The sequence below is a fragment of the Sporomusa sp. genome, from assembly GCF_035561155.1.
Classification (GTDB): Bacteria; Bacillota; Negativicutes; order Sporomusales; family Sporomusaceae; genus Sporomusa.
On sequence record NZ_DATMYD010000120.1, the window covers coordinates 1 to 26,281 of the forward strand.

Below are 26,281 nucleotides of genomic sequence, written 5' to 3' on the forward strand. Positions count from 1 at the left end.
CCTCAGACCGGAGTTTTGCCGCCGACTTCCTTCAGATTCGCCCTCACAGGCGACACCCTTGTCTTAGGCTAACGGTTGGCACTATCAACCCCCGTATTGGACTTTCACCAACAAGTAAGCGCCCATGCTGGGCGCACATGAAAATGAACCCGAAAGTCCAACTTTAGACTCTCGGGTTCATTATTATTCCGCGTTCTGATGGGCTTTGCCGTTTGCTTCGGCTTCCTTAGCCATAGCTTCTTCGCCGCGCTTGATAGCTTCTCTTACCATAGAGCCTACCTCACCTGTGGTCACGTCGCTCCAATGAGATGTATCTGAATAACCTTTTTACATCCCTCGGAAGCATGCTACCAATTTTGTTCTTCCAGCAGTATAAGTCCATTTTTGAGATACCACTCTTCCTGTCGACCTCTTGGATAGATTTCGTTTTTTCTCACGTCCGTCCACCGCTTTGTTCTATATTAGCATTTTTCTCGTTAGGTGGACTTCCTTTGGGGGATGAAGGTCAAAAGAGTACGTCGATACGCCGGAATATCGAACGTCAGGTTACATGAGGTAAGACATCGTATATACACCTTTTACTATAAACCTTATTTGGCCGTTTTATGACCATATATCGGCTGTGGTAACCGTTTCTTTTGGGTACCGAACACGGTCTCTCTTCTACCTTATTCCCCATTCTTCTTCATACCATATAATTTGATATACTGTCCGTTCGCTATAGCTAAATACCTACCGTCCGGGCTATACGCCACACTGGCTATCGGCTTCTCGTAAACAGGCCCTGTCAACGTATCAATTTGCCTGCTTCCGGCCACATCCCAGATGTTCACCACATCTCCCAATTGGAAAGATGCTATATACTTGCCGTCAGGACTGTAGGACAAACCCTTGATATGATTATCAGAGTCCCATTGCAGTGTTTTATCTATTTTTCCTGCCGCCACATCCCAGATGTCAATAAATCCTTTTGCAGTACCACCTTTTGACCCCGGCCACTCCTTATTGAATGCAGCGGCTAAATACCTGCCGTCAGGGCTATACGCAATCTCATGTATAATACCTTTGTACCCCTCCGTGAGTCTGCGGGCTATCGCCGCGGTCTCTAGGTCCCAAATTGCAATTTCGCCATAGGCATATTTTGTAGCTACGGATTTGCCGTCAGGGCTATACGCCATTGGCGTGTAGGAGATTACCGAACCTTTGGTATTAAAAGTCTTTACCAGTTTTCCGCTGCCGACATCCCATATTTCAATAAATTCATTGTCGCTCCCCGACGAGCAGGCAAGATACGCACTATTCGGGCTAAAAGCGACCCTATTGACTTGCCTATGGGAATCTTTTTCTAAATCAACAGGCTCGGTTCGCCGTAATTCGATTCTTTTTCCGGTTGCCAATTCCCAAAGGTCAATTTTAACCGTTTCCCTCGCTTCGTATTTTCTATAGCCGTAGGCCTGCCCATATCCGAGAGCAACGTATTTGCCATCAGGGCTAAAAGCCAGTGAATTAGTCGGTTCATTATGAGAAGCACGCAGCGAAACAAACTTTTTTGTTTCAACGTTCCAAATATTAATAGGATCTGGCCCACCGTTGATTACCCCGATTTTTTGGCCGTCCGGACTGAAACAGATACCCTTGATCTCTGTTTGGTTGTCCAGTACCCGAGGATCCAATGCGTTCCAGGCGGTCTGCTCGATCCACGGCAAAAAAGGCAGGATTGCGGCCAACAGTATCGCGCAGGCCTTCCTTATATGGGAAGGACGTTGATTGTCTGGGGTATCAAATAACTGTTTGTTTGCACCGACAAATATCGCGGCAGCGAGAAAAATCAAGACTTTCACGAGCCAAATCAAGGCATTATCCCCTAAAAAGGGTAACTTGAGCCCCGGCCACCATTCCATTATAAAACCGATACCAATGTACATAGCTAGTAAACTTATAAAATTGAGAGCATAGTACAGAAAATGAAAGGAAAAAGCAACCCATAAGAAAATCCAGCCTACGATCCGTGGACGCCATAAGGCCAGCGCCGTAATGACCGGCAGCGCCAAGACTGACAAATAATGCACGATCCCCGCGTAAATCTGATATATTACAATAACGCCATATAAAAACGTACCGGCCTTCAGCAACAATATGCCTATCGGATCCCTGCTCATTGATCAGCCTCCCCTCCACCCACAAAATAGCCTGAGTCATCTTCAGGCCCCCGCATTTAGCATATACTACCATCTTTATTGTAGCACAAATTTTACAAATACGGGAAAAAGAAAGCCATAGTACTTTGAATAATTGTAATTCTTTACTACAAAAGATGGTTTACGACCTCAGCGACAATTATTCTACAATTTGTCAGCTAGAAAGAGTATTGTTAGTGCAAAGGAACCAGTCGGAAGAACAGTCCATTAACCAAAATAAGATTGATATGTATTAATGCTATGTTCAATAAGCCAATTATCCGTAGCCCACTCACTTGTCGGATCTGGAGAAAAATAGTTCGGATGCATATCATATTTCCTTACGGCTCCAACATGCCCACCAAATTCCGATGTACCGACAGGGTCATATATGTTAACGTTGTTTATTACTAATAGATTATTAACGCCGGCAACCTCCTTATTCCCTGCTAACAGCGACCCAACGATTCCAGGCGCGCCGAAAGTCTCCGAAGGATACCTACCTTGACTAATATAAGTAAAGTACTGCGCATTGGCGCCGCCGAGAGAATGTCCGGTCGCCGAGATTGGGAGACCTTGTAACTCAGGGTTGGCTGCCACCAAATCTTCAACTTGTTGCTTAGTTATTTCTACATCGGCAAACTGCGGTACCCACTCTTTAAACATAAGTTTTATGTCACTGTCGAAAAAGGCTTTACTGATAATACCTGGTGTTCCACGGAAAACAACAACAATTTGTTTGTCATCTGTAAAGTATTCGGCATAGTAGTCTGTCTTTTTGTTCCACCAGTTCCCTATTGATCTAAACCCATCGGGAATCTTCTGGCTACCGTCATAATATATGGCGCTACTGAACGCCGCATTTATTGCACTGCCAGGACCAATATTATAACTACCCTTCTCCAATATGAGCCATTTTGCACGTTCTGAATCAGCCTCACTGCCTCCCCCAGTGCCTTTTTTAGTTGAAATATTGCTACCTTGAGCTGCAGCTGCTGCTTTGACGGTTTTAGGCGTCATATCAGTCTCATTTTTGGCCGCAGTGCTAGACCCGAGTATATTGTTATTGCTTTGAGCATCAGTAGTTGTAAGCTCAGTTGCACCTTCGATTACTTGATTCTGCACAATATACTTGTCTAAGTCATCAGGATGGGGTAACCCTGAGCTGCTGACCCTCCACAATATTCCATTTGGATTATATTCCAAATGAAACCCCAATGCAATATCTATATGGCTTAGCGTTGCATCAATAAAAGCTATATTATTGGGTCCTAAGATTATATCAAAATTATATCTCCATTTATCCATAAATCCATGTGCTGCATCAGGATAGAATGAAAAGTTATCCGTTTTAAAATTATATAAAGAATTAGCCGATGCAGACGAACCAAACGCTGTCATGTCACGCATGTTCCACACCAAAGGAGACGGCGGCTTAGAAGCGGTGGTTGCGGAATTTAGGGTCACTCTCGGTGACTCTATCGGTGTTAGTGAATCTTTGTCCCCCTGCATCACCGCATCATTTACATCAACCTGATTAATTTGATCTTGTAATTGCTGCTCATATGTGCTAAGAAAATCATCTTCTTGATCTAATAAACTCATTTTCTCATCTCCTCAAACTTTTTTGCTATTTTTATTGAATTTGCTAAATCTGCCGCACAGCAACAAAAAAAGGCCCCCTGGCCATGAAATTCATGAAACTATCACTCTCTTGTCTTATGTAATAGAGCAGCTATATAAATTATCCTCCTATTCTTTATCCGTACAGTTTAGAGCAACAAGTATAGGTTTTCAAAAATTTTTTTTATTAAATTTCATGCCTGCTAAGAAATGAAAATGAACCCGAAAGTCCAACTTTAGACTTTCGGGTTCATTATTATTCCGCGTTCTGATAGGCTTTGCCGTTTGCTTCGGCTTCCTTAGCCATAGCTTCTTCGCCGCGCTTAATAGCTTCTCTGACCATCGAACCAACTTCCCCCGTGGTTACGTCGCTCCAATCTCCGTCCTCGACCTTCTCACCAAACCCGAGGTCATGGGCTAACTCGTATTTCAACTTCTCGGACATTACGCCTTTACCCACAATACCACCTCCAGTTTTTTTATGGAACCTAAGAATAATATGTATCGATTTTACACAAATTATTCATTTACAAAAAAACTCATTGAAAAACCGCCGCAACATTGCAGCAGCAATGGAACGGCGGTTTTTACAATCTATAGCACCTGAACCTTATATTCGCGCATCCAGTGATCCGCCTGAATGAGATAGGCGAAAAGCTGGGGTCCGCTCATCAGCTGCCCAAACCACGGAATATTAGAAGCAGACAAATCAGTCTGAGCAATCTCTTTCAGTTTATCAATATCAAGGAGTGCCTTTAGCGGTGATGCCGGGTCATTTAAGATGGCAAGGGCCTCACCGACAACCACCTTAGTATACGCCGGATTATGTGTTTTGGGATAAGGACTTTTTTTCCGCCACAATACATCTTCCGGTAAAATTCCCTCCAAGGCGTAACGTAATAATCCCTTTTCCCTATTTTGGACATTTTTCATGCTCCAAGGCACATTCCATACATAGTCAACAATACGATGGTCGCAGAAAGGTACTCTGACCTCTAAACCAAACGCCATGCTCATACGATCCTTACGGTCGAGGAGGGTTGGCATAAACCGGGTAAGGCTGAGATAAAAGATCTCGCGCATTCTGGCCGAGCGCGCATCCTCGCCAGGCAGGCGCGGTACTTCAGCAAGTGCGTCACTGTAGCGCTGGGCCAAATATTCAGCCGGTTTAATCTTGGACTGTATTTCGGGCTTTAGCCAGGGAATACGAATTTCCGGTCTCGGTGACCAGGGGAAGGTCGTTGCATTAATCATGTCTTCCCGCTGAAACCAGGGATAACCGCCAAAAACCTCATCAGCACACTCGCCTGATAAGGCAACTGTGGCTCCTTTTTTGATTTCACGGCAGAATAGATACAGCGAGGTATCAATATCAGCCATACCCGGCAAATCACGAGTAAGTGCAGCAGGTCTGAGACTCTCTGCTAATTCCGGCGTATCTAATAGTATATTGTGGTGATATGTGCCAAAATGCTCTGATACCCGCGTGACCCAGGGTGCATCCGGATTGGGCTGGAAGCTGTTCGCCTTAAAGTACAGCTCATTATCTACATAGTCTACGGAATAGGTATGTAGACTCCCCAGACCTGACTTTTTATGAGACATGGCAGCCAACGCGGTAAGCGCACTGGAATCAAGCCCCCCCGACAGCAGTGTGCATATCGGTACATCTGACACCAACTGGCGCTCTGCGGTATCAATTAAAAGTTCACGCACTTTAGCTGTTGTAGTATCGAAATTATCATAGTGAGGCTTTGATTCAAGCGCCCAATACTGTTTGATAAACTTGCCCTGCCGATTGTAAACCATATAATGTCCGGGCTTTAGTTCCTTGACACCACGAAATACACCATGCCCGGGCGTACGGGCCGGCCCGATCATGAAAACCTCTGCTAAACCTTCTTCATCGATTTCCGGGCGCACCAATGGATTCGCCAGCAGTGTTTTAAGCTCTGAACCAAAAATAAAACTACTGCCTTGCTCAGTATAAAACAGTGGTTTAACCCCAATACGGTCACGGGCTAAAAATAGACTTTGCTTGGCCTCATCCCAAATGCCGAAGGCATATATGCCATTGAACCGTTCAACACAGGCCGGCCCCCACTCGATAAAAGCTACGAGCAGCACTTCAGTGTCACAATGCGTACTGAATGTATAGCCTCGGTCTTCAAGCTGCTGTCTGATTTCTGGTGTATTATACAACTCACCGTTATAAGTGATTATAAATTTTTGATCACCGCGAAACCGAATCATGGGCTGTGCACCGCCCACAGGGTCAATAACACTAAGGCGGCGGTGCCCTAATGCTGCCCGTGGCGTAATGTAGGCTCCCTGGGCGTCTGGTCCGCGTGCAGCCAGTGTTTCAACCATAGCTGCTAAGATATGGCTTCTTTCTGTTAGATTTTCCTGCCAGTCAATCCAACCGGTAATCCCGCACATTGTATAATCATCTCCTGTAAAAAGATATAGCCTGTGAACGCCAAACCAACTTTCTGGCATGCTGCACAGGCGACTTTGCCTCACGTGTTAATTTACATGCTTATAAATATGCATCTTAGCAAACAATTGTCACAGCATGCTAAGAAAATATGTATGGTGCAGGGGTTCAACGGATACGCTAAATTCAGGCACACCCGATTCATGCAGGGAGGAATTTACTATGGCTGAAACTAAACAATCTTCAGAAACAAACATGATCACGCCCCAGGCGTCAACAAGTCCCGATTATCAGGAAGGCGCCGATATTGACAACGCGGGAGCCGTATACCATGAGAGTGGTCTTGATGCCACCCAGGATGCCCTCCGGACAGAGGAGCTCAAACCAGGCAATAAACACGCTACCAATAGCTTGGTCGCAAGAATGCTATGGGGTCATGAAGAAAAAGTTAGTCTTAATGTACGTGTTTCCGAAGACGGCGCTTTGGATTTGAATGATGACGTGCGTTAAAAAAAACAGGCCGACTCCGGCCTGTTTTTTTGCGAACCGTGACTTTTGTCACAGCGTATAGCATATCTGATTTGTTAAACTAAATACAAAGATATCCAATATCACCCAAAATAAGGAGGTTTTATTTATGGAAAAACAATTCATAAAAAATATTGAGTTCAGCAAGGCACATGACATGGTTAATTTGGTGGATTATCAGCCTGGTAAAGTGGTAAGCCTGACTTTGTCACAAAACAAAACGCTCAGTATGACACTGTTCGCATTTGCTCAAGGCGAAGCGATCAGCACTCACTCAGCTCCTGGCGATGCCATGGTCTATATTCTCGATGGTCGGGCCGATATTACCATCGGAGGCGAAAAAATTACTGCAACAACCGGCCAAGTAGTCGTTATGCCGGCCGATATTCCGCACGGCCTTGATGCTGTCGAAAACTTCAAAATGCTGCTCGTACTTGTTATGTAATTACAGCTTTAAATCTACACCAAGCACACCTATAATTCTCCCCATACTGTCAGCAATCGGCAGTGAAATGGTTAGACATGGCTGATGGGATATAGCTGAAACATACACCTGCGAGACGTAGAATTTCCCTTGTTTGGCTTGGTTAAACCATTCTCTGGTCTGCGCATTGGCAATTCCGGCAGGCGGCAAGGAAACAACAAACTGTCCATCTATAAGATTCGTCCAGGCGGCCTCAAGCTCAGGATTTTGAGCTAGGAGGCCGCTCAGTATTTCTTTGTGGCTAGCCGCATCCATACCTATGATTCGTTGGTTTTTTACTGTTTGTTCAAGCATACTGCGTAGCTTGGCTATTTTGCCGTCAAGTTCGGCCTGCTGGCGACTGCTTATGTCAATCAGTGTTATTTTACCGGTAGTTGCCACTAGATGTTCAGCTACCTTAGCCAACACATCTCCCATGTTCCGGGTATCACCGAGATGTTTATCCTGCTGTTCTATCGAACTGGCTACTGTCGTCATCCGGCTAGCGGCTTCAGCAGCCATGCTGGCGATCTGCCCTAGAAAATCTGCTGTTTTCTGCGTAGCGGCAAACTGGTTCTGCCTAGCAGCACTGGCCTTTGACATTTTTGCTTCCACCTGGGAACTGGCCGCTAAAATAGCCTGAAGGCTGGCATCGGCTTCCCTCATTTCTTTGGTTCCGGTTTCAACGGCGGCTGTCCCTACCTCAGCAGCCTTTGCCGCTGCCAATACGCCACCGTCAATCTCGGCCAACAGTTTGTTTGCCGAATTTGCGGCAATCGCACTGGCATCTGATAATTTCTGAATCTCTTGCGCCACAACAGCAAAACCACGTCCATGTTCGCCGGCTCGGGCAGCCTCAATGCTGGCGTTAAGTGCCAAGAGATTGGTCTGCGCCGATATGCCTTGGATTGTAGCCAGAAAACTATCAATATCCCTTGCCATTTGTGTCAAGGCCGTAATTCTTTCTCCTACTTCGGCTGATGCTTGGCGGATAGAATCCATAGCTATTGTTACCTTGGCCGCCGCCTCATAGCCTTGCGCCGCCATATTTTTTGAAGTAATGCTGTCTTGGTAAATATCGCCGGCTACAGCAGTAATGGTTTGCGTTGCCGCCATAATCTCATCAATCTGCCTGGCTGCATGTTTAGTCTCTCCTGCAATATCCTGCGTCAACTGGTCGGCAGTACTGGCTTCCTTACGAGCTTGTTCCGCCAGGCAGGCCGCTTGACCGATAACATCGTTTACCTGGTTTACTGCTGACGAAACTTGGCTTGATGATACCTGAGTTTCCTGCGCAAAGGTGCGAAGCATATCCGCTAATGCGGCAATGTTTGTTGCTAAAGGGTATAGTTCTGCCGGATATTCATCTATATTAATCTTGACAGACATATCACCGGCTGAATACTGAGCAGTTAGTTTACTAAGTTTATCAATGGCTTTATTTTTCCCAAACCATAATGTCATAACTCCACTCTCCCTTGTCTGAGTGCCAAGCGACAAATTTCTTCATTTTTCCAATAAATATACTATATAATATAGCATCAAGGCAAGGGTAAATAAAACCTGGTTTATACTGCATTAGACATTCTTGTCAATTATCTGTATCAAGTGTACATTCATTGTGTTCTGGTAAGTTTACGATATGCTTGCGCCAATAATATAACTCATAGAGGCTGCGAAAATCATCGCCATAAATCCAACTGCGGTATTGCCTGATCCTATTTCCTTATTTACATCAATCTGCGGCGTCAGCCACTCAAAAGCCATGTAAACCAGGACAAGAAAAGCCAGGCCAAGCGTACCCCAGACAACCGTATCCAGCGGCGAAGTATGAGCAACAATAGCAAACCTCATAACATTGCTAACTCCGAATACCTTACCGCCAAGTGCCAGCGCGGCAGCCAGATTCCCTTTTTGAATCTCTTCCCAATCGTTGTATTTTGTCATTTTAATAAATACGAACACTGTTAGTAAAATAATAAGTGAAGCAATCGTAAAACAGGCCAGAGTAGATTGAATTTGATTTATCATAGTACTTATTACTATTCCCTTTTTGACGCATTTTACCTAACAGTATTCGAATGTTAGACAAAATCCCGCATCATTTCCCAGGAAATAATGCGGGATTGTTCATTATTGGGATAAAACCTGAGCCAGTCGGTATAATTCCGGATCGATGTCTTTTTTCTTGCCAACAGCATCCTCAATTGCGACCTCTACACATTGGCGATTCCTATAGCCAATCATGATGTCAGTTTTACCGCCCAGCAGTGCTCTTACCGCTGTCTCTGCTAACCGGCTGGCAAGCAGCCGATCTGAGACCGTTGGCGCTCCGCCGCGTTGGATATGCCCAAGTACCGATGCCCGGGTCTCCAGTCCTGTATTAGCCCGGATGTACTTGCCAAGATCAATTGCACTGCCTGCTCCTTCAGCCACAACAACGATACTATATTGCTTGCCTTTAGCGCGAGATTCCAACAATTGTTTACAAATGTCCTCTTGGGAAAATGGGTCCTCCGGAATGAGGATAATTTCAGCGCCACCGGCCAAACCCGCAGTAAGCGCGATCCAACCACAAGCCCGCCCCATTACCTCAACCAACATGACCCGCCCGTGGGCTGAAGCTGTGTCCCGCAGTTTATTGATAGCGTCAAGAGCAGTATTTACCGCGGTATCAAACCCGATAGTATAATCAGTACCCCAAATATCATTGTCAATTGTCCCAGGCAATCCTACAAACTTAATGCCTAGCTCGCCAAGATGTTTGGCTCCAGTAAGTGAGCCATCACCACCAATGACAATCAGGCCCTCAATTCCACGGGCTTCTAAATTGGCGACTGCTTTTTGCCGGCCTGCTAATGTCTTAAATTCCTCACTCCGGGCCGTCCCCAGAAAAGTACCGCCTTTTTGAATAATATCGCCTACTGACCGTGAATCGAGCACTTTCATATCACCAGATATCATGCCGGCATAGCCGTTTCTAATCCCCCACACCTCAGCATCCTGCGCCAAAGCTACACGAACGGCCGCGCGGATTGCCGCATTCATCCCCGGGCAGTCGCCGCCGCTGGTTATCACTGCAATTTTCTTCACACTACCCCTGCCTTTCCCAACTCAGCCGCCCTTGATCCCCACTCCGGGAAGAAAGGAGTCTTAGAGCGGCTGAGCCATCAGATAAATATGGTATATACTTCGGCAAATATAATCAATTGCCTGCCAGTAACCTCAACTATACATGAAAATTTGGTCCACTAGGTTTTCATACTGAGCTTTAGGGCTATTTTTCCCGTTTATCTAAATTAAAAACATCGCCACAATCGTGGTGACTATCAGACCTGAAACTACCGGAATCAAATTGCGTCTGGCAAGCTCAAAAGGACTTACGCCGCAGATAGCTGCTGCCGGAATCAACGCCCACGGCACGAGCGTACCCCCACCCACCCAGATAGCGGCAATTTGACCTAATGCTGTCAGAGTTGCAATTCCTGATCCAATAGCCGTAGCAAACAAATGTGCTATCGATCCGGCCAAAGATATCCCGGAAAATCCCGAACCATCCAAGCCTGTTACTGCGCCAACAATTGTTAACGTAGCAGCGCCAACCCCAGGGTTAAGAGGCACTATTCTGGCAATCGCCAAACCAATATCATTAACAATTCCCTGCGAGCCCAGCGGCAGTACTTTGCCCATAATCTGAGTAATACCGGCATCACCCAGATAAAAAAAAGCGGCAATTGGAATTACAGGACCAAAAATGGTAAAGCCAAATGTAAAACCATCGATAAAATATGCAGTTATCTTCTCTAAACCCTGATTTCTATACGCTAATAAAGTAATCAACACCAAGATAAATACAGCCGTACCACCTATCAGCGCGGTAGCATCTCCGCCTTGCAGATTAGCGACATACATAATACCTACATCCAGGAGGAATAGGGCAGGGACTAATATGGCCAGCACATTTTTTATATTCTCCGGCAACGCACTTCGCAACGCCTCATCATTCTCTTCAACGTCTGAAGAAACTTTGCTACTAGATAATTCCATTACTTTACCGCTCAGACTCTCGTTACGCTGTACATCCCTCATCAGCAGCCAATATGCTGTAACGGTTGCTACTAAACCCATTATAAATACTAATGGTACACTGGCGCTTACAACGCTCTGTACAGGGATGCCGGCAGCAGCTGCTGTCAGCTTTGGCGCACCCTGAATGACAAAATCTCCTGATAAAGCAATGCCGTGCCCGAATAGATTCATCGCCATAGCCACCCCCATGGCAGGTAATCCAGCCCTTACTGCTACAGGTAAAAGTACTGCTCCAAGAAGCGCCACTGCCGGTGAAGGCCAGAAAAACCACGAAATAACCATCATTAATAAGCCTGTTATCCAATACGCTTGGGATGGCGTACGAATCAGCTTGGTTATGGGAGATACCATGGCTTCATTAATGCCTGTAGCCAGTAAAATCCGGCTCATAGCAACAATAATTGAGATAATTAGAATTGTCCCTAACAACTCGGTAATCGCATAAATGAAACTATGGAAAATTCCGCTGACTGCCTGATATATTGACCCTTTAACCATCAAGCCGATAATAAAAATCCCAATAATGCAGACTAAAGAAGTATCCCGTCTCATCAGCATTACGCCCAGTATCAAAAAAATAAATAGTAAGTACACATAGTGCAGCGCCGTAAGCTCTACTCCCATACCGCTTCCCCCTTGTACTTCATATTCCCTACAAGATATGCTGAAGGGGAAGATTTAGGTACTCAAAATATAGTCCGGCTGCACGTCACGCAGTCGGCCTTTTTTTGTGTCCTGCTGAATCAAAACTCATTTTTAAGCATATCTTAGCATACTTATTTTACAACAGGGCTGCGTGAAATGAGGAATGATGATGTTTCTAATTTATGCTCTGGCCGGGGTTTTCTGCCTGGGATTAGCTCCGCTATTCGGAAAGACAGTTTTAAACAGCGTAAACCCAGTTACGGCTTTTGTCTTGCGAACTATGATTGCCGCTATTATTATTGCGGCCTGGTTCCTCAGTGCCAGAGGCTATAACGAACTGCTGACTGTTCCCCCTTCTCTCTGGATTATTATTACAATTGAGGCCGTTTTGGCCGCACTGCTAGGCGATTTAGCCTATTTTTATGCCTTAAAAGACGGCAATATTAATGAAGTGTCACTCATTATGTCTTGCGCGCCGCTGGTAACCATCAGCTTAAGCTATTTCCTGTTAAATGAGATTATTACCAGCAGCCAAATCATCGGCGCTGTTTTTATAACTATCGGTTTGATTTTAATTAGTCTGTAAAAAAGGCTGCTATTTCCATTACCTTGCTGGAAATAGCAGCCTTTGTTTTTTAATCTTTCAAACTATACTACACCAATCCATTTCCAGTAAGTTAATACCATAATACTCATAAATATTGCTGCTAGAATGCTCATTACTGCACCTGTCTTAATAATTTCGCCAGAGGTTACATGACCTGTTCCGATTGCGATGGCATTTGGCATATTGCTTACCGGGAGAAGATATTGGTGTTGCATATTCATTCCCAGAATTAGTGCAAAGGGCAATGGATCGACACCAATAGCGACAGCATGGGCGATAATTATCGGGGTTAGAGCAGTTGTTTTCGGGCCTCCCCCTGTGAAGAATATCTGAAGCGCTGTCACTATCCAGATAAGAGTAATCATTTGGGTCGCGTGCGGAATTGCACTAATAGGGCCTAGCATAGTGCCTGCCAGCCATTTCGCCGCTCCCGACGTTACCAGCGCTGTACCCATGGACAAGCCAGCGCCATATAAGACAAAGATATTCCAGGGAACTTTCTGCTGCGCTTCTTTCCAAGACATAACGCCAGAGCCGGGCCACAATAATAGAACGACAGATACCATACCCACCAAAACGACGTTAACCTTGTGAAGAGAGTCTGTCGCCCATAAAACCAGTGTTAATAAAAAAACAAATGTAGTATATACCTCTTGGCGAGTGAATTTTCCGAGTGAGTCTAGTTCCTTCCTCACATAGTCCTGCCCCTCTCCAAGTGTCTTAATCTCGGGAGCCCACATTTTCTGCAGTATAAATACTGAAATTGCCGCAAGCAGAAAAGCGGGAGGAGCACCGATTTGGAACCAAGCCGACCAGGAAATTGTATTTTTAGTGGCTACTTCAATTAATCCGACAGTAATTGGGTTGCCAACATGAGCAGTAAGAATACCAATACTCATCATTGTGCCGCTCATAGCTACAATAAACAACAAGGCCTTCACGATGTTACTTTGTCCCTGCTTGGCACCGAACGCCTGACCAATACCAACAATGATAGGCAGCATTAATAGCGTTCTGGCTGTTATCGAAGGTACCAGGAAACTTGTTACCAACATAACAAGGGCAACTGCCCAATACACTTTTATTGCTGAACCTTTAGCTGAATTTACAAGCAGTAACGCAATTCTTTTTGATAACCCGGATTTCTCCATACAGCCGGCCATAATGAACCCGATAACAATTAGCCAGACGGCGGTATTTGAGTAACCACTGAAGGCATCTCCCAGTTTGGCAGCACCTAGTGCCGCAAGTAAAAACACGATGACAAGACCGCTAATGGCGTCATCCAGCGCCTGCGAAACCCAGACAATAATTGCAAAAATAGCTACAGCAATCGACTTTTTTCCTGCTAAAGTAAGGCCTTTAGCCTCTGGCGTCAGCCAGATAACCCCAAACAGGCAGGCACAGGCTAGCAGGAGATACAACCATTTCTGTTTACTCATATTGCTCCTCCTTATTGATAAAATATTTTGAATTCATCTTAATTCTAAGCATTGGCGCCTTATGGAGCTATGCTATCTCGACCAACAACGAAAAATCGATTACCAACGGATAATATCAGGGACAAAAAAAACGCCCGTTAGAGGCGGTCCCTAAAATATAACAACCTCTAACAGAGCAACTGCCAGAGGTTGTTATCATCGGTATAGCTTATACTGCCTGATAGCCTATCTGCAAAGCTAACTTATTCATCTCCTCAGTGCCTTTAGGCACACGGGCAAGAACCGCTTTTTCCAAGGCAGCAAAACTGACAGAGCCTGTAAGTTTAGTAATGGTTCCCAGAGCCACGATGTTAGCAAACAGCTCACGGCCGCATTTCTCTTTGGCCAATTGGGTAATGGGAACAGCGTGCACATTTTTATATTTAGCCGGTACTTCCCGGACAAAGGTTGTATCAATGACTAATATTCCTTCTTCTTTTAAATCAGCGCCGTATTTATTAAGTGATTCCTGGGTCATGGCAAGCAGCAGGTCGGGAGCGGCCACTTTCGGGTAATGGATGCGGTCATTGCTGATAATGACTTCCGACTTACTGGAGCCGCCACGGGCTTCTGGTCCGTACGACTGGGACTGCACGGCTTCTCTCCCGTCCCCAATGGCTGCTTCGGCGAGGATGATGCCGGCAAGGATCAATCCTTGTCCCCCTGAGCCGCTTAATCTGACTTCCATCATACTAGCAACGCCCTCCCATCGCTTGTTTAATTACCTTGCCATATTCGGCAGTATATTCGGGTGCAGTTTCCTGGTGGAGCACACCGATCTTGATTTTGCCGGCCAATTGCTCAGGCTTAAGCTTGGCGGCAGCTTCTACCGGGACGGTATTATCCCGCTGCCAGGCAAGAAGAGCGGCCGGTTTACTGAGCTTGTTTTGTCGGCCGTAAGAAATAGGACAGCCGGTTAAGGCTTCTACTACGGCAAATCCTTCATGCGAAATCGCCTTGGCCACAAGTTCTGAAAGTTGTTTGGCATGATAGGTGGTTGACCGGGCAACAAAGGTTGCGCCTGCCCCTTTAGCGAGTTCGGCTAGATCAAAGGCACGGTCGATATTGCCATAGGGGGCGGTTGTTGCTTTGGCCATTTGCGGGGTTAAGGGGGAATATTGGCCGCCGGTCATGCCATAGATGTTGTTATTAAATACAATGACGGTGAGGTCGATATTGCGCCTGGCGGCATGGATGAAATGGTTGCCGCCAATGGCGGTTGCATCACCATCACCGGTGATCACAAGGACTTTGTGGTCAGGTTTAGTAAGCTTAATGCCGGTAGCAAACGGCAGGGCACGGCCGTGAGCGGTGTGCAGGGTGTCGAAGTGCAGATAGCCGGGCGCCCGTGATGAGCAGCCGATACCGGAAACGATGGTTGTCTTATCTTGATCAAGCCCCAGTTTATCAATCGCCCGAACGATGGCTGCGGTGACAATGCCGTTCCCGCAACCGGGGCACCAGATATGCGGCAATTTGGGTCGAAAGTATTTTTCAAGTAGTTGTTCCATGGTTGTTCCCTCCTCCTTAGTTGGGTTATTTAGCATTTGCTTCTTTGATGGCTGCTACCATTTCCTGAGGTGTAATCGGATCGTTATTCCACTTGGCCAGGGAAACGACCTTGGCCTGTCCGGCAACTATCCGTTCAACTTCATCGACATATTGTCCGTAGTTGAGTTCGGCGACTATGATTGTTTTGGCTTGCTTAGCTAAGGCTTTAATCTGCTTTTCGGGCGACGGCCAGATTGTGATGGGCCGGAATAAGCCGGCCTTGATGCCTTGCTGCCGCGCCATTTCAATAGCGGCATAGGCTGTACGGGCTGTGCCGCCGAAAGCAATGACGGCAATCTCGGCATCTTCGATACTCTGTTCTTCGAAGGTGACGATATCATCAAGATGATCTGTGATTTTTGTATGGAGTCTGGCAATCAGTTCATGAGAGGTGCTGTTTGCTCCGCTGGGAAAGCCGGTATAGTCGTGCGCCAGTCCGGTCACATGGAACCGGTAGCCGTCGCCGTAAGCGGGCATCGGGGGTACACCGTCAGCGTCAGGCTTGTAGGGGAGAAACTCTCCAGGCGGCAGGCTTGGCTTTTTACGATTGACAATTTTCAGACTGGCCTGGTCAGGGATCTCTATTTTTTCCCGCATATGCCCGATGATCTCATCAAGCAGCAGCACAACGGGTGTGCGGTATTTCTCAGCAAGGTTAAAGGCTTCTACTGTTAGGCTAAAGCATTCTGGCACGCTGGCTGGGCTGAGGGCAATTACGCCCCGGTCGCCGTGCGACCCCCACCGGGCTTGCATGATATCGGCCTGGGCCGGCGATGTCGGCTGACCGGTGCTGGGGCCAACCCGCTGAACGTTTACGATGACGCAAGGAACCTCGGCCATTGACGCATAGCCGATTAGTTCTTGTTTTAGGGAAAAACCGGGGCCGCTTGTTGCTGTTAAGGACTTAACGCCTGTCAAAGCCCCGCCGATTGTGGCCGCCATCCCGGCAATCTCGTCTTCCATTTGAACAAACGTTCCGCCAACCTGCGGCAACCGTTTCGCTAATAGCTCGGCAACCTCGGTGGACGGTGTTATGGGATAGCCGGCGAAAAATCTGGCGCCGGCGGCAAGTGCGCCTTCTGCACACGCATGATTCCCCTGCATAAGTACTGCTTTGGCCATGAATATATTCCTCCGTTCGTTATACCTTTAATTACTTATCTGCAGTCACATAGATGGCATAATCAGGACACCGTAGTTCACATTGTCCGCAAGCTACGCAATCGTCTGCCTTGGCAACCTCAATCTTCGCGAATTCATCAAGTGTGAGTACCTTTTTAGGACAGAACTCTACACAGATGCCGCAACCTTTACAAAAACGGGGCTTAGTTTTTAGCATTTTCTTCCCTCCCATATCATAATTCCAAAACAAGCACTTTTAAGCATTAAACAGCTTGCCTGGATTTAATAACCCTTGCTGGTCAACAACCTTTTTAAGTTTTTGCCCTACGGCAAAACCAGTTTCTCCTGTTTCCCATTTCAGGAATGGCGCTTTCATATAACCGATACCATGTTCACCTGACAGAGTGCCGCCAAGGTCAAGTGCGGCTTTAAAGAGTTCTTCTACCGCTTGCTCTACTCGTTCCATTTCTTCGTGATTGTGTTTATTACTCAAAATATTGGGATGAAGATTACCGTCACCGGCATGACCAAAAATAACCATCTTTAAATCATATTTCTGGGCTATCTCACGCAGACGGCGAACCATGGCTGGTATTTGGCTGCGGGGGACAGTGGCATCTTCAGAGATCTTAGTAGGGTTAATCTTGCCGCAGGCTGGCGAAATAGCCTTGCGGGCACGCCATAGTTTATCAATATCTTCCGGTGTAGAGGCTGCCTGGATCTCAGTTGCACCGCATTGTCTACACACTTTCATGACATGCTCTGCCTGTTTGGCTATCGAAGCCGCACTCCCATCGACCTCAATCAGGAGGATGGCTTCTGCACTCACCGGCAGTCCAACTTTAAGGAAGTCCTCTACCGCGCGAATGGTCTGGTTATCCATAATCTCCAGCGTCGTAGGGATGGTCCCGGAAGCAATCATGTCACTGACTGTGCGGGCTGCGTCATCCAAACTATTAAAGATGGCAAGCAGCGTTTGTTTGGCACTCGGTTTGTCGACTAGTCTCAGATAGGCCTTTGTCACAATGCCCAGGGTGCCCTCTGAACCGACAAGGAGCATCCCCCAGTCGGGGCCAGCCATCTCACTGTCAAACTTGTTGCCCAGTTCTACTACGTTACCGTCTGGTAAGACGACTTCCAACCCTAACACATAGTCCCGGGTAATGCCATACTTTACGCCGCGGGGGCCACCGGCACATTCGGCGATATTGCCGCCCATGGTTGATGTCTTGGCACTGGCCGGGTCAGGCGGGTAGAAGAGTCCGGCCTGGTTTACGGCATTAACAAAATCTTCGGTAATGACCCCGGTCTCGACTACGGCTACCCGGTTTGCTGCATCGATCTCAATAATCTTATTGAGACGAGTTAAGACGAGGCTTATTCCACCTTTTACAGGAACTGAGCCACCGGATAAGCCTGTGGCCGCGCCCCTGGCGGTTACCGGAATATTATATTTGCCGGCTAATTTAACAATAGCAACCACTTCATCCACGCTTCCAGGTTTAACGACCACATCCGGCGGGAAGTCCCGGAAAGTGGCATCAAAAGAATAACAGATCCGGTCTTCTAACTGATCCATAACATATTGATGACCAAGCAGGCGTTTTAATTCGGCGATTACTTGCTGATCCAACTTTCTCACCCCCTATTCCAGGCCGTAAGCCTTGGCAATGATTTCAGCAGTATGCAATACCCGCATGCTGCTCTCTCTTTGTCCCAGTCCGTCAGTTATATGCATACGGCAGGCCGAACAGCCTGTTGCCAGAATGTTGGCCCCTGTTTTTTCGGCGTTGTCTAGCTTCCAGTCATTAATGGTCCGGGAAACATCGTAGTAGGCCATACTGAAAGTCCCGCCTGCTCCGCAACACTTGGCAGCGTCTTTCATCTCAGCAAATTCCACTCCCGGAATGGCTTTTAATAGCTGTCGCGGTTCTTTTGATACCCCCATCCCTCTGACAAGATGGCAAGGATCATGGTAAGTAATCTTAGCTCTTACTTCCCGCAGGTCTTGCTTTATCCCCATGTCAACAACGAATTGAGTAATATCTTTCACCTTCCCGGAAAGCACTTCCCAGGATTTCTTAACCTCCGGATCTTCAATAATTAAACCATATTCATGCTTTAAGGCCGCCCCGCAAGACGCACAACCGGTTATGATTGCGTCATAATTCCCGGCAGCCAGTATTTTTACGTTTTCCTCAGCCAAATAGCGCCCTACCTGGTAGTCGCCTGAGGTAAAAGCCGGTGTCCCGCAACAGCTTTGCTTTGCAGGAATGACTACCTCTACATCGTGAGCCTTGAGAATTTTGACGATAGCCTCCCCCGCCTCCGGGTAGACATAATTGAGCATACAGCCTGTATAAAAGGCGACCCTTGCTTTGGGCGAAGCCACCCGGTTAGTCTCAGGTAATCGACTTCTCAGCGGCGATGTTGATAACGGCGGAATAACTCTCCGCTGGCTGAGTCCGGCGCTAGGCATGGGAATACGAGCTAGTTTACCTCTGCCATCAGGCGCATTTTTAAAGACAACTCCCTGGAATAGCGCACCCATTTTGAGGCCCATGTCGAATAGCTTACGATAGGTAAGTCCGGTGAAAGCCAACTTCTTAGCCATAGGTAAACCGTTTTTCGCGGCTAAAGCACGCCTTGCACTTAAAAACAGTTCGTCTGTTCTCACACCTGATGGACAGCCTGGAGCGCAGGCTTTGCATAATAGACATTTCGACATTCGGGTTTGAAGCTCCGGTGTTAGCTCTAATTTTCCTTCGCTAACTGCCTCTAGCAACTTAACCTTGCCTCTGGCAGTAGTATTTTCGTTATCTGAGGCTTGAAATACCGGACAAACTGAGCGGCAAGTGCCACAACGAATGCACTTAACCAGTTGCTTTTGCCACTGAGCATAATTATTCTCCATTTGTGTCACCCCCTGTGAAGTCAGCGATTTAATATCTTTTTGGGATCAAAAGCTGCTTTTGCTTTCTGCTCAAGCTCTGCCAGAACTCCACTCCCATGCTTACCTGTAATACGATCATATTTGCCAGAGGAGATTCCCCCAGCCTGACTAACTGCTTTTATAACCGCATCGACAAAACCATTCTCCGGTCTTTGCGCTGCAAAAGCAATATTCAACTTACCTTCTGCCAATTGACCAAATAGACCTGCTTGAACACAACTGTTTTGGGTTATTGTGTAAAATGCTTTTATAAACTCCTCCTGACGAGTAAAAGACATTTTAAATTCATCTGTCAGTACATACTTGTCACCTGGCTGATACAGCATACTCCACTTTATCGCTGTCTGCCCGCATCCGTCAGAAGCTTCCCGGATTGTCCCACCATGTTTCTTTATCAGGGCGCTTGCACTTTGAGATTGTTCAGAGGCCTCTTCATATAAACCATCAAACTCCATCATGATAAGCTGACCTTGTACATCGGCTTTGAATATGCTTTGCACACTAAGATCACTCCATAGTAAGTAAGCAGGAACCACGCGGCTATCTTTCAGATCTTTTACAAAAGCCAACAGCTTCTCTAACACGGTAAATGTGGCGGCTATGCCCTTACGAGTCTCTGGCAAAGGCAGCAGCTTAAGAAGAAATTTTGCCGTAATACCATAATCTGTGTACGGAGCGTTGAAAAAACGGGTAAAATCGTAGCCGGTCACATTCTTGACCGTTTTTCCTCCTGTTTTTAAGACCTCACCTGTAGGCAATACAATCTCTGATCCCATAAGAAAATGCTTTGTGTACCCATACTTTAAACTTGATATATTAGAATAACCTTCATAAAATAATTGTCCTACTGTTTTATCATGATAAAACGGGGTATCGGCAGGTATAAAGCGCAGGCCTTGTTCAGCTAACTTTTCGGCAAGCTTTCCCAGTTTGACACCAGGGCTTACTGTCGCGACAAGGTTAGCTGCATCAATCTCAATAATTTTGTTTAACTTCGACAAATCGACAGTTAGTCCATCATTATTACCTTTCCGGTAGACATATATCGGACGTCCAGTATCAGATGATGTCCGAACCACGTGCTGCAACTCCTCGATGGACTGAGGTGACACTGATTGGTTCACGTAATTTCCTCCTTAAAACTATCTCTAACACTATACTAGTTGCTTATCTATAAATTCGGCATATATTTATGACCAAACGCAGGAATTGACTGACGAACCCATTGAATCCATTAACCAAAACACGCTTTCCCTAATGAAAAGCCTAAGTCGTCATACCCAAATCACAACGTTTTATACATTTTTGATTATGTAAAAAAAACACTCATTTTGAGTGCTTTTTTACTCCAGCCAGACCGTCCAAGGCGGCTACCTTGTTACGTCTTCAGGTCACTCCTCCGGCCCGCCTTAGACGATTGGCTCCTTACATTCGCATATGAAGCTATATTTTCACAAAACGAGCTCTTAAGATCCCTTCTACCCCGCCAAGGAATTCCAAGGTCTCTTTTGAAACCTCCGAATCAACGGTCAGAACCATCATTGCTCGCTGGTCAGTAGTCTTTCGGCCAAGCTGCATAGTAGCAATATTGACTTTACCAACGCCCAATAAGGTACCCATTTGTCCGACAACACCTGGCTTATCAATGTTTTCCGCTATCAGCATATAAGGCATGGGGTTGACATCAAATTCATAGCCATTGATTTCAACAATTCTTAGTTCCCCTCTGCCAAATGTGGTGCCGCTGATTGTAAACTCTTTACCTTTTGATATTACCTTGAGTGTAACCAAAGTCAGGTAATTATCCACTGTAGATTCTTTGCTTTCGGTTACTGCGACGCCTCTGCTTTTGGCGATGATATTGGCATTGACATAATTCACACGTTCCTTAAGTACAGGCTCAAACAGCCCTTTCAATATAGCTAGTGAGATCACCGAGGTTTCAAGTGCCGCTACCTCACCCCGATACAAGATCTCTACTTTCTCGACTGCTTCTTTTTCCAATTGGTAATACATCTTACCCAATGTCTCACCTAATCTTAAATACGCTTTGATGGTGTCCAGGTCTTGTGTATGCAGCGTAGGAAGATTGACCGCATTCGGCACCATTTCTCCCCTTAGCGCGGAAATTACCTCCTGGGCCACTGTTATACCGACATTATCCTGGGCCTCTACCGTGTCAGCGCCGGCATGAGGCGTAACGATCACATCATCGAACTCAAGCAGCGGCGAAGTGGCATGAGGTTCCCCTTCCAAAACATCGATGCCAGCTCTCTTGACAATTTTTCCTTTTATGGCTTCCATAAGAGCTTCTTCGTTCACGATCCCGGCCCGGGCGCAGTTGATGACTGTAAGCCCTTTTTTTGCAACCTTAAACTGTTCTTTACCGATGATGCCATATGTCTCATCTGTTTTCGGAGTGTGTACGGTAAGAATATCGCATTCGCTCATCAGATCTTCCAGTTTTTCTTTCTTCTCCACACCAAGGTTTTTAAACCGGGTATCACTGATATAGGGATCATAGGCAATAATATTCATTCCAAACGACTTCAAACGGGTTGCCACTAAAGACCCGATTCGTCCCAATCCAACGATGCCTGCTGTTTTACCCTGAAGCTCCATGCCTTTAAGACCAGAACGATCCCAAACTCGTTCCTTAAGCCGGTTATGGAGCTGGGGAATATTGCGGCAAGTTGCAAACAGGAGTCCCAGTGTAAGTTCCGCTGCCGACACGACATTGGATTCCGGTGTGTTGACAACGATAATACCGCGCTTAGTGGCACCCTCCATATCAATGTTATCCACACCATTACCGGCGCGTCCCACTACTTTTAAGCGAGTGGCTTTTTGATACAATTCTTCGTTGACTTTGGTATTACTTCGTACAATAAGAGCCTCATAATCCCCAATAACCTCCAGGAGCTCCTGCCGCGTCAAGCTAGTCTTTATATCAACTACGGCTCCTTCTTCAGTGAGTCTTTCAAGTCCTTTTTGGGCTATCGGTTCAGAAACTAATACTCTCATAATCCTACCTCCATTTTTAATTCTAAAATTATATACTCGAATGCGGTCAAAAATACATGTGTTCGGCAAAATAAAAAAAGTTCCCAATCCCAATAGGGACGAGAACTTTCCCGCGTTGCCACCCATGTTGCCTTCCGGCCAACTTTAGCCGCTATAATGGGCGGATCCCGTTCTGATTCCTCACCAGTCACTCCCAGGCGGAACCATTCTGTTCGGTGTAACGGCTCGCACCAACCGCCGTCTCTCTGAACACCTTCCATTAGGCTTCCTGATCATCATGTATGATATAAACTTGTTATCATTATAATGTGTTCGCAAGTACAAGTCAAGTGTCTTTTTCAGGAGCAGTTATTGTACAACATTAACATCTACTTAGCTATATTTACAGAAAAAGTGCCAAGCTAATCACTAATCACCTTGGTACATAACCCCAGGTTAGCCACTGGTGGCTGCCTGTGACTTAATAGCAGGTATAATGTAGCGGGCAGCGATAGCCAGCAAAATAACACTGCCGCCGATTAGTGACCAAAGACCAGGCCCTTCACCCAGGAGCAAAAATACCCACAGCGGATTGAGGATTGGTTCGATCATAGTAATGATCGAGGCTTCGAGGGCGGTTACATATTTTATAGCTATAGAATACAGGACATAGGATAAACCAATCTGGATACATCCAAGCGCTACAATAGCCGTCCAGCCGCCAACCCCGGGTGAACCCTCAAACATAAACGGTAAGCCGCATAAAAAAGTCAGCACATTGCCCAACAAAACAGACCCGAAAGGGGATCCCTCCTTCTGCAGGCGCATCGACACTGCCATAACTGCCATCGACATCCCACTGACGATAGCCAGCAGGTTTCCGGCAAGTCCTCCTGCCGACATTTGATCCTGAAAAAACAGCACCATTCCGCCGCCAACAAAACTAATTGTCACCAAATCATACAAACCGGGTTTTTCATTTAAAAATATAACCCCAAGGATTGCAACAAAGATCGGACAAGTATATTGCAACAAAATAACATTAGCGGCAGTGGTCAGCTTGTTTGCTGAAACGAAGGTCAGCATCATGACAGCATAGGCCACTCCCCCATAAAACGATGCTTTGTTCCAACAGACCGGCGAATGGCGGAAGGCCGCCCAAATAACGATAGCCGCAATAGCACTTCTAGCACCGGCAATCGCCATTGGATTCCATTCAATCCACTTAATTCCAATCCCACTGGTACTCCACAACACGGCAGTGACTGCAAGCAAAAAGATACCTCGCAAACGCTCTGAAAACTTAAAACTCTGTAGCCAGTTCAATATAACACCTACCTATATTTCTTCGCTAAATCCTTTACAGATCTCAATACACATCACGGTTGCATCATCTCGCCAAACACCATCTCCGGCTAATTGTGCAGCAGCTTCCACCAAATCCGAAAAGACCATTCCCCCGGGAAATTCACGCCCCTCAACAAGCAGATCTGCTATTCCGTCACTATAAAAGCAAAAACAGTCACCGCTACGCAAGGGGAGAGTATGTACCTCGAATTGCGCCTGTTCACTAACCCCGAGAAACCAGCCTGGTGTTTTTATACGCCCGGTAACAGCAACAGAGTCAATATAGAATTCGGTAATTCCGGCTGCTGTATAACGAAGCTCACCCTGCTCCAAATCCACCTCAAAACAAAAGGCAGCAACCAGCAAATCATCTTTAAAATAGCGAGCTACCCTGCGATTAAGTTCCCCCATAATATCAGACAGCGAATAATTCATATGTACAATTTCCTGTATCATAACATTTATCGCTGCTGTTTGCAGCGCGGTCGCCAGGCCATGCCCGGTGACGTCAATAAGATAACCAAACAGGACAGCATTTTCTTTAATCCAATGATAGCTGCAAAAATCACCACTAACCAGCATGTACGGTTTATAAATAGTTTTCAGTCGCAACGGTGGCTGCTCAATATCTTCCGGTAGCATTGCTTGTTGTCCGCGGCCTGCTTTAGCCAGTTCAGCGTATAATTTCTCGCGCATTTCGTACTCAGCAGTTGTTTTCTTTGCCAATTGCTGCGTTCGCTCAGCCACTCTAAGCTCCAGATTTGTGACCAAATCTGTCAGCTGGCGGGCCATTTTATTAAAGGAGCGGCTAAGTTCCCCTAACTCATCTTGACGTTCTATGTCAGGTACCGGCAGTAGCCGTCCTTCAGCAAGTTCGCGGGCGGCACTGTTAAGTCTTAGAATGGGTCTCACAACCCATCCCGATGTCCACACAGCCATAAAGAATACCGCCATAATAACCACTAAGGTTACGAGCACAGTGCGGTATACAGCTTTATGTATATCACCCAAAAAATCATCGCTTGCAAGCACAATATAGATATTCCAGTCGAGGCCACCCTCTTTAAATTGCCGTGCATCTACCAGATAAGAATGATCTTCCAGATTAAACTCATATGAGCCACTTGCCGCTTGGTCAGACAGCGTCTTCGCAGCCTGCTGCAGCACCTGATTACTGGAGTCTATAGCCCGGATTCTTTCATTTTGTCCTTCCCGGAACGGGCTGGATAAAGCAGATGCAGCCACCAGAAACCCCTGGGAATCGGTAATAAATACCTGACCAGAAGGACCGATCGGCAACCCTCGCAGCATCTCACCCAACCAGGATAAGAGGTAGTCTACCCCAAATACCCCTATCAGGCGCCCCTCTGCATTAAATATTGGATGAGTCGCAGTAATAGTCGGTTCAAGAAAAATAAAGTGACGGTAAATGCCACTGAAAGTCGGCCCGCCAGCACGCTGGGCTGCCTCATACCACGGCCGCGTACGTGGGTCAAAACTCCGGAAAACCTCCTGGCGGTCGACAGCTTCACCTTTCTCCGAGACTGTATAGTACCACGAGTCGCCACCAGTCTCCCGATTGTTCCGGACTACCTGAACTTCACCTGACATCTTACGCCTGGCTCCATAAAAGGTCCCATCAGCCAGTCCCACAAAGGTCATGGCAGCATCAGGAAAAGCCCGGATATTATTGAAGAAATACCTTTCACGTATACCTTGATCGGAAAGGTCCAGCAAACCCATACGCCATGCCTCAGCGTTCAGACGGTTGAGCCGTACCGGTTCCCGCATATGGCGGTCCAATTGCTCGTGTACCCGCTCGAGGACCTCCTGACGCATTTGTTTCATCAACGATTCTATCGCTTCTTGACCGCCATAGAAAAGAATAGAAACAATCAAAGAAGACGCTAAGAGAAATTGAACCATAAATGGCAAAGAAAACACTAGCCGTAGCGGAAATCTTTGAATTGTATGTTGCGTAAAATGAGAAAACAATGATTTAACAACAGGTTCATCCGCCATTTTTCGACTATGCTTATTACTCAACACTCTTACACATCCTTGCAGTAAGGCACCTATTCACATATAAAACTCTATATTTTTATATTATAGCACCACTAACCCCAGCTTCGCTGCATTTAATATTATTTCCCTCTATTAATTTACAGGAAACCAGGCCTGCCGTAATCGCTCAATCGCTGCTGCAATCTCATTGGCAGGTATTTTTGAAAAATAAAGTATTATTTGCGGAAGTT

At 46.3% G+C, this 26,281-nt stretch carries 23 protein-coding genes; 3 read left to right on the forward strand and 20 right to left on the reverse strand.

Annotation, left to right across the window (positions count from 1 at the left end; all coding sequences use genetic code 11):
• Positions 1–668: 668 nt before the first annotated feature.
• The 4 genes from VN447_RS16115 to asnB all read right to left on the reverse strand — a co-directional run bounded on the left by VN447_RS16115 (position 669) and on the right by asnB (position 6,239).
• Positions 669–2,159 (reverse strand): WD40 repeat domain-containing protein, encoded by a 1,491-nt coding sequence (locus VN447_RS16115; protein WP_325526364.1) that lies wholly within the window; start codon positions 2,157–2,159, stop codon positions 669–671.
• A gap of 246 nt (positions 2,160–2,405) precedes the next feature.
• The gene (locus tag VN447_RS16120; RefSeq protein ID WP_325526365.1) at positions 2,406–3,782 is read right to left on the reverse strand and encodes a hypothetical protein; all 1,377 of its coding nucleotides are present in this window, start codon (positions 3,780–3,782) and stop codon (positions 2,406–2,408) included.
• 274 nt (positions 3,783–4,056) lie between these two features.
• Positions 4,057–4,245: a small, acid-soluble spore protein, alpha/beta type gene (locus tag VN447_RS16125; protein WP_325526366.1), complete on the reverse strand. Its 189-nt coding sequence runs from the start codon at positions 4,243–4,245 to the stop codon at positions 4,057–4,059.
• 149 nt (positions 4,246–4,394) lie between these two features.
• Entirely contained in the window at positions 4,395–6,239 is a 1,845-nt protein-coding gene (gene asnB, locus VN447_RS16130; protein WP_325526367.1) for an asparagine synthase (glutamine-hydrolyzing), read from the reverse strand.
• Between the two features lie 220 nt (positions 6,240–6,459).
• Here asnB and VN447_RS16135 point away from each other — a divergent pair, with 220 nt between their 5' ends.
• The gene (locus VN447_RS16135) at positions 6,460–6,747 is read left to right on the forward strand and encodes a hypothetical protein (protein ID WP_325526368.1); all 288 of its coding nucleotides are present in this window, start codon (positions 6,460–6,462) and stop codon (positions 6,745–6,747) included.
• Between the two features lie 127 nt (positions 6,748–6,874).
• Complete coding sequence (locus VN447_RS16140) at positions 6,875–7,210, forward strand: cupin domain-containing protein (RefSeq protein ID WP_325526369.1); 336 nt, start codon at positions 6,875–6,877, stop codon at positions 7,208–7,210.
• On the opposite strand, the gene VN447_RS16145 is transcribed toward VN447_RS16140, so the two are convergent.
• The 4 genes from VN447_RS16145 to VN447_RS16160 form a co-directional block, all read right to left on the reverse strand.
• Entirely contained in the window at positions 7,211–8,692 is a 1,482-nt protein-coding gene (locus VN447_RS16145) for a methyl-accepting chemotaxis protein (RefSeq protein ID WP_325526370.1), read from the reverse strand.
• Between the two features lie 171 nt (positions 8,693–8,863).
• Positions 8,864–9,259 carry a DUF350 domain-containing protein gene (locus VN447_RS16150; protein WP_325526371.1) on the reverse strand — a complete coding sequence of 132 codons (396 nt, stop codon included), beginning with the start codon at positions 9,257–9,259 and terminating at the stop codon, positions 8,864–8,866.
• 102 nt (positions 9,260–9,361) lie between these two features.
• Entirely contained in the window at positions 9,362–10,321 is a 960-nt protein-coding gene (pfkA, locus tag VN447_RS16155) for a 6-phosphofructokinase (protein WP_325526372.1), read from the reverse strand.
• 201 nt (positions 10,322–10,522) lie between these two features.
• The gene (locus VN447_RS16160) at positions 10,523–11,941 is read right to left on the reverse strand and encodes a hypothetical protein (protein ID WP_325526373.1); all 1,419 of its coding nucleotides are present in this window, start codon (positions 11,939–11,941) and stop codon (positions 10,523–10,525) included.
• A 184-nt stretch (positions 11,942–12,125) separates the two neighbouring features.
• Between VN447_RS16160 and VN447_RS16165 the strand changes: the two genes are divergently transcribed.
• Complete coding sequence (locus VN447_RS16165; RefSeq protein WP_325526374.1) at positions 12,126–12,548, forward strand: EamA family transporter; 423 nt, start codon at positions 12,126–12,128, stop codon at positions 12,546–12,548.
• Positions 12,549–12,610: 62 nt separating this feature from the next.
• Here the strand turns inward: VN447_RS16165 and VN447_RS16170 are convergent, their stop codons facing one another.
• From VN447_RS16170 to VN447_RS16225, 12 genes are all read right to left on the reverse strand, one after another.
• The gene (locus tag VN447_RS16170; RefSeq protein ID WP_325526375.1) at positions 12,611–14,011 is read right to left on the reverse strand and encodes a DASS family sodium-coupled anion symporter; all 1,401 of its coding nucleotides are present in this window, start codon (positions 14,009–14,011) and stop codon (positions 12,611–12,613) included.
• 208 nt (positions 14,012–14,219) lie between these two features.
• A complete protein-coding gene (locus VN447_RS16175; protein ID WP_325526376.1) occupies positions 14,220–14,741 on the reverse strand; it encodes a 2-oxoacid:acceptor oxidoreductase family protein in 522 nt (173 codons plus the stop codon).
• Between the two features lies 1 nt (position 14,742).
• Positions 14,743–15,561 carry a 2-oxoacid:ferredoxin oxidoreductase subunit beta gene (locus tag VN447_RS16180; RefSeq protein ID WP_325526377.1) on the reverse strand — a complete coding sequence of 273 codons (819 nt, stop codon included), beginning with the start codon at positions 15,559–15,561 and terminating at the stop codon, positions 14,743–14,745.
• Between the two features lie 25 nt (positions 15,562–15,586).
• On the reverse strand, positions 15,587–16,723 hold the full coding sequence (locus VN447_RS16185; protein WP_325526378.1) for a 2-oxoacid:acceptor oxidoreductase subunit alpha: 1,137 nt from the start codon (positions 16,721–16,723) through the stop codon (positions 15,587–15,589).
• Between the two features lie 31 nt (positions 16,724–16,754).
• Positions 16,755–16,940, reverse strand: a complete 186-nt coding sequence (locus VN447_RS16190) for a 4Fe-4S binding protein (RefSeq protein WP_414714921.1) — start codon at positions 16,938–16,940, stop codon at positions 16,755–16,757.
• 39 nt (positions 16,941–16,979) lie between these two features.
• Positions 16,980–18,356 (reverse strand): FAD-binding oxidoreductase, encoded by a 1,377-nt coding sequence (locus VN447_RS16195; protein WP_325526380.1) that lies wholly within the window; start codon positions 18,354–18,356, stop codon positions 16,980–16,982.
• 12 nt (positions 18,357–18,368) lie between these two features.
• Positions 18,369–19,637: a (Fe-S)-binding protein gene (locus VN447_RS16200; protein ID WP_325526381.1), complete on the reverse strand. Its 1,269-nt coding sequence runs from the start codon at positions 19,635–19,637 to the stop codon at positions 18,369–18,371.
• A 20-nt stretch (positions 19,638–19,657) separates the two neighbouring features.
• Entirely contained in the window at positions 19,658–20,800 is a 1,143-nt protein-coding gene (locus VN447_RS16205) for an FAD-binding oxidoreductase (protein WP_325526382.1), read from the reverse strand.
• Positions 20,801–21,119: 319 nt separating this feature from the next.
• The gene (gene serA, locus VN447_RS16210; RefSeq protein WP_325526383.1) at positions 21,120–22,700 is read right to left on the reverse strand and encodes a phosphoglycerate dehydrogenase; all 1,581 of its coding nucleotides are present in this window, start codon (positions 22,698–22,700) and stop codon (positions 21,120–21,122) included.
• Entirely contained in the window at positions 22,697–22,960 is a 264-nt protein-coding gene (locus VN447_RS16215) for a hypothetical protein (RefSeq protein ID WP_325526384.1), read from the reverse strand. Before VN447_RS16215 ends, serA begins: the two co-directional genes overlap by 4 nt.
• Before the next feature lie 175 nt (positions 22,961–23,135).
• Positions 23,136–23,954, reverse strand: a complete 819-nt coding sequence (locus VN447_RS16220; RefSeq protein WP_325526385.1) for a DMT family transporter — start codon at positions 23,952–23,954, stop codon at positions 23,136–23,138.
• A gap of 63 nt (positions 23,955–24,017) precedes the next feature.
• Entirely contained in the window at positions 24,018–26,075 is a 2,058-nt protein-coding gene (locus VN447_RS16225) for a SpoIIE family protein phosphatase (protein ID WP_325526386.1), read from the reverse strand.
• Between the last annotated feature and the right edge of the window lie 206 nt (positions 26,076–26,281).